At 47.2% G+C, this 9,672-nt stretch carries 9 protein-coding genes and 1 pseudogene; 9 read left to right on the forward strand and 1 reads right to left on the reverse strand.

What is annotated here, in order from left to right:
- The 5 genes from icmF to NCCP2222_RS20340 form a co-directional block, all read left to right on the forward strand.
- Positions 1–2,447, forward strand: a 2,447-nt coding sequence (gene icmF / locus NCCP2222_RS20320; protein ID WP_248514221.1) for a fused isobutyryl-CoA mutase/GTPase IcmF, incomplete at its 5' end; no start/stop codon positions are given.
- A gap of 278 nt (positions 2,448–2,725) precedes the next feature.
- Complete coding sequence (locus tag NCCP2222_RS20325; RefSeq protein WP_248514222.1) at positions 2,726–2,890, forward strand: hypothetical protein; 165 nt, start codon at positions 2,726–2,728, stop codon at positions 2,888–2,890.
- 57 nt (positions 2,891–2,947) lie between these two features.
- Complete coding sequence (gene rpoE / locus NCCP2222_RS20330; RefSeq protein ID WP_309295983.1) at positions 2,948–3,547, forward strand: DNA-directed RNA polymerase subunit delta; 600 nt, start codon at positions 2,948–2,950, stop codon at positions 3,545–3,547.
- 175 nt (positions 3,548–3,722) lie between these two features.
- Complete coding sequence (locus tag NCCP2222_RS20335) at positions 3,723–5,321, forward strand: CTP synthase (RefSeq protein ID WP_248514224.1); 1,599 nt, start codon at positions 3,723–3,725, stop codon at positions 5,319–5,321.
- A gap of 140 nt (positions 5,322–5,461) precedes the next feature.
- A complete protein-coding gene (locus NCCP2222_RS20340) occupies positions 5,462–6,022 on the forward strand; it encodes a hypothetical protein (RefSeq protein ID WP_248514225.1) in 561 nt (186 codons plus the stop codon).
- Between the two features lie 120 nt (positions 6,023–6,142).
- On the opposite strand, the gene NCCP2222_RS20345 is transcribed toward NCCP2222_RS20340, so the two are convergent.
- Positions 6,143–6,661 carry a DUF2529 family protein gene (locus tag NCCP2222_RS20345; protein ID WP_248514226.1) on the reverse strand — a complete coding sequence of 173 codons (519 nt, stop codon included), beginning with the start codon at positions 6,659–6,661 and terminating at the stop codon, positions 6,143–6,145.
- Between the two features lie 208 nt (positions 6,662–6,869).
- Between NCCP2222_RS20345 and NCCP2222_RS20350 the strand changes: the two genes are divergently transcribed.
- The 4 genes and pseudogenes from NCCP2222_RS20350 to NCCP2222_RS20365 all read left to right on the forward strand — a co-directional run.
- Positions 6,870–7,232 (forward strand): response regulator, encoded by a 363-nt coding sequence (locus NCCP2222_RS20350; protein WP_238078735.1) that lies wholly within the window; start codon positions 6,870–6,872, stop codon positions 7,230–7,232.
- A 172-nt stretch (positions 7,233–7,404) separates the two neighbouring features.
- A complete protein-coding gene (locus NCCP2222_RS20355) occupies positions 7,405–8,262 on the forward strand; it encodes a class II fructose-bisphosphate aldolase (protein WP_248514227.1) in 858 nt (285 codons plus the stop codon).
- 106 nt (positions 8,263–8,368) lie between these two features.
- The gene (gene fsa, locus NCCP2222_RS20360) at positions 8,369–9,016 is read left to right on the forward strand and encodes a fructose-6-phosphate aldolase (RefSeq protein WP_248514228.1); all 648 of its coding nucleotides are present in this window, start codon (positions 8,369–8,371) and stop codon (positions 9,014–9,016) included.
- A gap of 20 nt (positions 9,017–9,036) precedes the next feature.
- A pseudogene (locus tag NCCP2222_RS20365) lies at positions 9,037–9,672 on the forward strand (UDP-N-acetylglucosamine 1-carboxyvinyltransferase); the annotation flags it as partial.

Here is a 9,672-nt window from a genome sequence, read left to right on the forward strand (position 1 = left end):
GTGGTTCGAGAACTGAACTGTCCGGTGCCATCCAAGATGTGCTCGATGTCGTGAAAACGGCCGGCTACGATTTGATCATCGTGGAAACGAGTGGAATCGGGCAAGGGGACGCGGAAATTACGGAAATCTCCGATGTGTCGATGTATGTCATGACAAGTGAATTCGGTGCGCCAACGCAGCTAGAAAAAATCGATATGATCGACTATGCGGATTTGATTGTCATTAATAAATTCGAAAGAAAAGGATCCGAAGATGCGTTGAGCCAAGTGCAAAAACAGTATCAGCGGAGCCATATGCTGTTCGATAAGGACTTGGATACAATGCCGGTGTACGGCACCATTGCTAGCCAATTCAATGACAAAGGCACAAATTCCCTCTTTGCAGCTCTTGTTGGGAAGCTGAATGAGAAATGCTCGCTTGACTGGGAGACGTCCTACACAGAATTCGTCAAGACACAAAAGCAGAACGTCATCATCCCGAACGACCGGACGCATTATTTGCGTGAGATTTCTGGGACGATCCGGGACTACCATAAAAAATCCGCCCAGCAGGTGGATCTTGCAAGACGTCTCTTCCAATTGGAAGGTGCACTTCAGACGGTCAAAGATTCTGCACCAGAGGATGCGCTCATTGCGTCACTAGAGTCGTTGGCTGAAGGAGTGCGTGAGGAGCTGACAGGCGAATCAAAACGGATTCTTCAAAACTGGAAAGCCTTGAAACAGACATATGCAGGCGATGAATTCGTCACAAAAATCCGTGATAAGGAAATTCGCACCATCCTTCGGACAACAAGCTTATCAGGACTCAAGATACCCAAAATTGCACTTCCGAAATATGAGGATTATGGCGAAATCCTGCGCTGGGTGTACAAGGAAAACGTACCGGGTTCTTTCCCATATACAGCCGGTGTGTTCCCGTTCAAACGTGAAGGGGAAGATCCAAAACGCCAATTCGCAGGAGAAGGAACGCCGGAACGGACGAACCGCCGTTTCCATTACTTGTCGAAAGACGACGACGCGAAACGCTTATCGACAGCCTTCGACTCCGTAACATTATACGGGGAAGATCCTGACGAACGGCCGGATATTTACGGAAAAGTCGGGGAGTCGGGCGTCAGCATTTGTACATTGGAAGACATGAAGAAACTATATGCGGGTTTCGACCTTTGTGCGCCGTCGACATCCGTGTCCATGACCATCAACGGTCCAGCTCCAATCATCTTGGCGATGTTCATGAATACGGCGATCGATCAGCAGGTGAGGAAGCTGGAGGAAGAGCTCGGCCGGACATTGACGCTCGAAGAATTCACGGATGTCCGGGAGAAAACGCTCCAAGTTGTCCGTGGTACCGTGCAGGCGGATATTCTGAAAGAGGACCAAGGGCAGAATACATGTATCTTCTCGACGGAATTCGCACTCCGGATGATGGGGGATATCCAGCAGTACTTTATTGACCATAAGGTGAGGAATTACTACTCCGTCTCCATTTCGGGGTATCATATCGCCGAAGCGGGAGCCAACCCGATTTCGCAACTCGCGTTTACGCTGGCAAATGGTTTTACGTATGTTGAATACTATTTGAGCCGCGGGATGAAGATTGATGATTTCGCACCGAATTTATCGTTCTTCTTCTCGAATGGCCTTGATCCGGAATATACGGTTATCGGCCGAGTGGCGCGCCGCATTTGGGCAGTCGCGATGCGGGAGAAATACGGCGCCAATGAACGGAGCCAAAAACTGAAATACCACGTCCAAACATCGGGCCGCAGCCTGCATGCACAGGAGATTGATTTCAATGACATCCGGACGACGTTGCAAGCTCTTATGGCATTGCAAGACAATTGCAACTCGCTCCATACAAATGCGTATGATGAAGCGATCACGACGCCGACGGAAGAATCGGTGCGCCGGGCAATGGCAATCCAAATGATCATTACGAAGGAGCATGGCCTGTCTAAAAATGAAAACCCGCTACAGGGAGCTTTCATTATCGAAGAGCTGACAGATCTTGTGGAAGAAGCGGTCCTTCAGGAATTTGACCGTCTGAATGACAGGGGCGGCGTGCTTGGTTCTATGGAGACACAATACCAACGCGGCAAAATCCAAGAGGAATCGATGCACTATGAGATGAAGAAGCATTCGGGCGAATTGCCGATCATCGGCGTCAATACGTACCTGAATCCGAATCCGCCATCTGAAGAAGACATTGATAACATGGAAATCGCCCGGGCGACGAAAGAAGAAAAAGAAACGCAGATCGCCAATTTGCGTTCATTCCAACAGCAGCATGAAGATAAAGCCGCGCAAGCGCTTCGTCATCTTCAAGAAGTGGCGACAACGGGCGGCAACATTTTCGCTGAACTGATGGAAACTGTTAAAGTGGCTAGCCTTGGCCAAATCACAAACGCGTTATACGAAGTGGGCGGCCAATATAGACGGAATATGTAAGGGAAGAGCTCACAGAAACTTGAAGGACGATCCACCAGCGGATCGTCCTTTCTTCCATGCCAAGTGACTAACCGATGAATAAATAGGGTACACATAACATATGTAAATACTTGGGCGTTTTTATGCGGTTTTATTGAGATGCTGAAAAACCGTAAATCCAAGACGATGGATTCATGGGACGACAAGACTAAAACATTTTCAATTTGTTGGATTCTTAGTGGATTTTGGATGTTCATCATCCGTATAATAAGGATACAAGCGAAGGGGGCCTGGCCGGCATGAAAACGTACCATCACGCAATCATCATTTTGATCATTATTGTCCTGATTTATTTCATGTACGGTGTCGGTTTGGGCGCGATCCCATTCCTGCTCGCAGCCTCGTATCTTTCGTGCCTGAGCATCAAAGAGTTCAGACGATTCAAGAAGAGTAAAAGATGGTAGCATAATAGGGACAGCTTTGTATATAATGATAAGTATGCTTATGTTCAGGGAAAGGACGTGCGTCTATTGAATCTTAAAGAAATGACAAAAGAAGAACTAGCTGAAGAATCCATGATTGACATTGCGTTTGCCATTTTAACAGACCGGCGCGAACCATTGACCCTTCAGCAGTTGATGGATGAAATCCGCGAATTGACGGGTATGAATGAAACTCAAATGCAAGACAAGCTCCTGCAATTTTATACGGATATGAACATTGACGGTAGATTCCTTGCCATCCACGATAATCGTTGGGGCCTCCGCGAGTGGTATCCAGTCGATCAAATCGAAGAGGAAACGGCTCCAGTCGTTAAAGTACGCAAGAAGAAAAAGAAGAAGGCGTATGACGATGAGGACGAGGAAGAAGAGGAAGATCTCGTAGAAGACGAGGATGAAGAATTGTTCGATGAGGAATATGATGAACTCGACGAAGAAGATGATGAGGACCTCGATGAGGAAGAAGAAGAGGAAGACATCATTGAAATCGAAGAAGATCTAATTGATGCGGATGACGAGCTGGAAATCATTCCGGACGAGGAACTCGACATTGACGAGGAAGAACTCGATGAGGAAGATGAAGAAGAGGAAGAGTTAGAAGAGGACGAGGACGATCTCTAATAATTATTGCTTGACTTCGAGCTCCTGAAGAATTAAGATTTAATTGGGCTCCTTGAAAAAGGACACATGAATTCATGTATATGCGCTCCTCTTGTAGATAGACTACAACGAGGAGCTTTTTTGTTGTTTCATATGCATCCAGTCACACCCCGAAAAAAGAAATGGAGGAGTTATCATGACAAAATACGTATTTATTACCGGCGGTGTCGTATCTTCGCTAGGTAAAGGAATCAATGCAGCATCTCTCGGACGGCTTCTCAAAAACCGCGGATTACAAGTGACAATGCAAAAATTCGATCCATACATTAACATAGACCCGACGATGATGAGCCCGTTACAGCATGGTGAAGTTTTCGTTACTCAAGACGGCGCAGAAACGGATCTCGACATCGGCCATTATGAGCGCTTTATCGATATCGATTTGAATAAGTACTCCAACATCACAATGGGGAAAGTGTACTCCAACGTTCTTCAAAAAGAGCGGAACGGTGAATACAACGGAGCGACTGTCCAAGTCATCCCGCATATCACGAATGAAATCAAAACATTGATCAAACGTGCAGGTCAGGAAATGAAAGCAGATGTCGTCATCACGGAAATCGGGGGCAGCGTCGGAGATTTCGAATCGCTTCCATACCTTGAAGCCATCCGTCAAATGAAAACAGACCTTGGCAAAGATGATGTCATGTACATCCACAACACGCTCATTCCTTATTTGAAGGCAGCAGGGGAAATGAAAACAAAGCCGACGCAGCATAGCGTTAAAGAACTTCGCAGCCTGGGCATCCAGCCAAACATGATCGTCGTGCGCAGCGAATACCCGGTGCCGCAGGAAATGAAAGATAAGATCGCTCTTTTCTGTAACATTAAACCGGAAGAAGTCATCGAGGCACGTGACGCAGAAACATTATACGAAGTGCCGCTCCGTTTGCACGAGCAGCGCATGGATGACATCGTTGTTGAGTTCCTTGGCCTTGAAACAAAAGCGCCAGAAATGGGCAGCGTCGAAGAAATCGTCAGCCTCGTGAAAAACTTGAAAAACAAAGTACGCGTTGCCCTTGTAGGAAAATACGTGGAGTTGCAAGATGCTTATATTTCCCTCGTGGAAGCATTGCGTCACGCGGGTTATGCGTTTGATGCTGACATTGACATTAAATGGATTAACTCAGAAGATGTGACAGAAGGCAATGTAGCAGAGATGCTAAAAGATGTAGAAGGTCTCATCGTTCCTGCCGGCTTCGGCGAACGTGGCGTAGACGGCATGATCCATGCAGTTGCCTATGCGCGTAAGCACAACTTGCCATTCCTCGGCATCGGCCTTGGCATGCAGCTGGCTGCTGTCGAATATGCACGTGATGTCATGGGCCTTGGCAATGCGCATTCTGTCGAATTCGACGCGCATACAAAAGATCCGATTTTCGTCATCCACCCGGATTTCCGCGGCAGAGAAGACGAAAGCACACTTCGCCTTGGCGGCTATCCTTGTGAAATCAAACAAGGTACAAAAACATACGAAGCATACGGCAAAGACTTCGTGGAAGAGCGTCATCGCCACCGGTACGAATTCAACACGGCATATAAAGAGCAGTTTGAAAAAGCGGGCATGGTCGTAGCCGGCATCAGCCCGGATCAGCGGCTCGTAGAAATCATGGAACTGCCAAGCCACCCATTCTTCATCGGCTGCCAATTCCATCCGGAATACGCATCACGTCCGACGCGTCCGCAGCCGCTCATTCGTGAATTCGTCAATGCTGCGCTTCACCATAATAAATAAAATCAATCCTGGCCGCATTGCGGTAAACGGGTTAATAGTTTGAACGATGAAAACCACCCTTCTACAGTTGAAAAATAGCTGCAGAAGGGTGGTTTTTACGTTGAAAAAGCCGGCGCGTTATTGGCGTTCATCTCGTTATATTGGCGTTCATTCAGATTTACTGGCGTTCAGCCGGAGATATTGGCGTTCAATTCGATTATCTGGCGTTCATCCGCGGTTACTGGCGTTCAATTCGATTATCTGGCGTTGATCCATGGTTACTGGCGTTCAATTCGATTATCTGGCGTTCATCCGTGGTTACTGGCGTTCAATTCGATTATCTGGCGTTCATCCGCGGTTACTGGCGTTCAATTCGATTATCTGGCGTTCGTTTCGATTATCTGGCGTTCATCCGTGGTTACTGGCGTTCGTTTCGATTATCTGGCGTTCATCCGTGGTTACTGGCGTTCAATTCGATTATCTGGCGTTCATCCGCGGTTTCTGGCGTTCGTTTCGATTATCTGGCGTTCATCCGTGGTTACTGGCGTTCAATTCGATTATCTGGCGTTCATCCGTGGTTACTGGCGTTCGTTTCGATTATCTGGCGTTCATCCGCGGTTTCTGGCGTTCAATTCGATTATCTGGCGTTCATTTCGATTATCTGGCGTTCATCCGTGTTTTCTGGCGTTCGTTTCGATTATCTGGCGTTCATCCATATGTAGTACCCATTAATAATAAATAACCCAGAATTAAAAGAAAATAGCCGTCTACGGCAGCAAGTCTTTTATTACATAATAAAACCCCACACCGCTACATCGCGATGTGGAGTCTTCCTGCTAACTTTATTCCTCGTCCGAAACCATTTCGTCATAGGCCATTTTCACGGCTTCATAAATGAACAACGCAGCCAAAGCATGCGGCTGGACAATCCGTTCGCCGGTCGGGCCAGGCAACAGGCCTTTTGTTAACCCGGTTGAAATATACGTGTATGCCAAATCAGAGAGCTCATTTTGCTCATCTGCTTTCTCTCCTGCTGTCACTGCAAAAGGAATAAACTGGTCCGCCAGATTCCGGGCCAGCGCCAAAGCGCGTTCATCTAGAGCAGATCTCGTCAAAATCCAAACGCGGTCGGCCGAGCGGATTTCCATATCCTCCTCGTAACGGACTGCTCCCTGAAACGGCTCCGCTCCAAGTTGGGCAGAAAGCAGGACGGCTTCCATTTCATCAAACGCGGCGAAAATGACACGTCCTTCTCCGATGGACGCTTGAGCGAGAAGACGTGCCGTCTCTTCGATGGATTCCTCGCCACCTGAACCGATACGCTGCAATAAACCGCCGATTTGGGTCGTCAATATTTTCATAAATACCACCTCGCGTTTTATTATAAGATGTCCGCTCCAAGAACAATAGCAATACATCCCGCTTTACGTGATATGATGAGTGGATACGGATGGTTCTCAAACCAGATTGTCTCAAAGCCTAGATAATTTGCAAGAGAAAGAAGGATTTACTCGTGTCATGTCAAATAAGTACTATGGGGGAGTAATAGTATAAAAAGGGGTGCTTCATGTGAGAAGTTTGTTAATTGTCGATGACCAAACCGGAATCAGACTATTACTCGAAGAAGTCTTTAAGCGGGAGGGGTTTGATACGCGGCTTGCAGCAAACGGGGCAGAGGCACTTCAATCCGTAGAAGAGAAAAAACCGGATTGTGTATTGTTAGACATGAAAATGCCTGGCATGGACGGAATTGAAGTGTTAAAGCGGATCAAAAAGGGATGGCCGGACGTTCCGGTGATTATGATGACAGCCTATGGGGAAATTGAACTGACGGAAAATGCCATCGATCTGGGGGCAGCGAAGTATTTTACAAAGCCCTTCAATATTTACGAAGTACGCGATGCCGTTCTCGGAATGTTTGAGCAGGATTGAACAGCCTCACGGGGGCGTTCAGTCTTTTTATTGAAAATGACAAATAGACATGAAACCAATGCAAACACGGACAGTAGTAAATACTGTCTGTTTTTGTTATGATTAATGAGGTAAATAACGTGAATGAAACAACTTTACAGCAAAGTTCATTTATCCAAAGGAGGAAAATTCCATGGCACTCGTTTCAATGAAGGAAATGATGATCAAAGGTAAAAAAGAAGGGTACGCAATCGGTCAGTTCAATTTGAACAACCTTGAGTATGCACAGGCGATTCTTCAAGCTGCGGAAGAAGAAAAATCTCCTGTCATCCTAGGAGTTTCAGAAGGAGCCGGACGTTACATGGGTGGCTTCACAACTGTTGTCAACATGGTGAAAGGCTTGATGCATGATTATAACATCACGGTTCCAGTCGCTATCCATCTTGACCATGGTTCTAGCTTTGAAAAATGCAAAGAGGCGATCGATGCAGGATTCACTTCCGTCATGATCGATGCTTCCTCGAAACCTTTGGAAGAAAATATAGCAATTACAAAACAAGTTGTGGAATACGCACATGCAAAAGGCGTGTCCGTCGAAGCAGAATTGGGCGTCGTGGGCGGCCAGGAAGATGATGTAGTAGCAGATGGCGTCATCTATGCAGACCCTGCGGAATGCAAGCAGCTTGTAGACGAAACAGGCATCGACTGCCTCGCACCGGCACTCGGTTCTGTACATGGACCGTACAAAGGCGAACCAAATCTCGGCTTCAAAGAGATGGAAGAAATTTCGGGACAATCCGATTTGCCGCTAGTTTTGCACGGTGGTACAGGTATTCCAACAAAAGATATCCAGCGCGCTATCTCGCTCGGAACTGCAAAAATTAACGTTAACACAGAAAACCAGATCGAGGGCACAAAAGCGGTCCGCGAAGTGTTGAAATCGGATCAGGAAGTATATGATCCGCGTAAATATTTGACGCCAATGCGCGATGCCATCAAAAAGACCGTTATTGGCAAAATGCGTGAATTCGGCAGCTCGCAAAAAGCATAAGCGAATCAAAAATAGGAGGAGAAGCATCATGGGGTGCATTCTCCTTCTTTACCATCGGAATTCATTTTCTGAACAATCATGAGAATTCAACAAGGAGGATTATGGAATGAAGTTTTTTATCGATACAGCGAATTTTGAAGAGATTAAGGAAGCGCATAGTTGGGGCATTCTATCGGGAGTGACGACAAACCCTTCACTCGTTGCGAAGGAGAATGTTTCATTCCATGACCGCTTACGTGAAATCACAGCGCTTGTGCCTGGGTCTGTCAGTGCGGAAGTGATTGCACTTGATGCGGAAGGCATGATCAAGGAAGGCCGCGAACTTGCGAAAATCGCTCCGAATATTACGGTGAAATTGCCAATGACGCCTGAAGGATTGAAAGCATGTTCCGTGTTCTCCCAAGAAGGCATCAAAACGAATGTCACACTTATTTTTAGTGCTAACCAAGCGCTTTTGGCTGCGCGTGCAGGAGCTACATACGTATCGCCATTCCTTGGCAGACTCGATGATATCGGCCAGGAAGGGATTCAGCTGATCAGTACGATCGCAGACATCTTCACGATCCATGACATTGATACGGAAATTATTGCGGCCTCCATCCGGGGACCTCAGCACATTACCGACGCAGCACTTGCAGGTGCACATATTGCCACGACTCCATTCAAGGTGCTGCAGCAATTATTCCATCATCCGCTGACGGATAAAGGAATCGAACAGTTTCTTAAGGATTGGGAAGCAAGAGGACATAAGTGATTCACCAAAAGGAGACAGTAATGGACGTTTACAAAATCAAAGGCGGGAAGCCTTTACGCGGTAAGATAAAGGTCAGTGGAGCTAAAAATAGCGCGGTCGCCCTGATCCCGGCTTCCATCCTGGCATCTTCTCCTGTAACGATTGAAGGACTCCCTGAAATCTCGGATGTGTTTACATTGCAAACACTCCTGGAGGATATTGGTGGGCAGGTTGAATTCAGCGGCGGCAAAATGGTCATCGATCCACGGGAAATGGTGGCCATGCCGATGCCGAACGGGAACGTCAAAAAACTTCGTGCTTCCTATTATTTGATGGGCGCGATGCTTGGCCGTTTTAAGCATGCTGCTATCGGCCTGCCGGGCGGCTGCCATTTAGGCCCCCGTCCGATCGATCAGCATATAAAAGGATTTGAAGCACTCGGTGCGAAAGTAACAAATGAACACGGGGCCATCTACTTGCGGGCGGATGAACTGCGCGGTGCCAAGATTTATCTGGATGTTGTCAGCGTCGGAGCAACGATCAATATCATGCTGGCAGCTGTACTTGCTAAAGGGCGCACCGTCATTGAAAACGCGGCAAAGGAACCGGAAATCATTGATGTGGCCACATTGCTGTCCAATATGGGTGCCAAGATCAAAGGTGCTGGCACGAATGTT

Origin of the sequence: Sporosarcina sp. NCCP-2222, from assembly GCF_023168145.1 — a bacterium.
Lineage (GTDB): Bacteria > Bacillota > Bacilli > Bacillales_A > Planococcaceae > Sporosarcina.

Bases quoted from the DNA above. Each gene is read 5' to 3' on its own strand.
- NCCP2222_RS20345 (WP_248514226.1), bottom strand. From the start codon at position 6,661: ATGAAAATATTGACGACCCAAATCGGCGGTTTATTGCAGCGTATCGGT.
- fsa (WP_248514228.1), top strand. From the start codon at position 8,369: ATGAAGTTTTTTATCGATACAGCGAATTTTGAAGAGATTAAGGAAGCG.
- NCCP2222_RS20335 (WP_248514224.1), top strand. From the start codon at position 3,723: ATGACAAAATACGTATTTATTACCGGCGGTGTCGTATCTTCGCTAGGT.
- NCCP2222_RS20325 (WP_248514222.1), top strand. From the start codon at position 2,726: ATGAAAACGTACCATCACGCAATCATCATTTTGATCATTATTGTCCTG.
- NCCP2222_RS20355 (WP_248514227.1), top strand. From the start codon at position 7,405: ATGGCACTCGTTTCAATGAAGGAAATGATGATCAAAGGTAAAAAAGAA.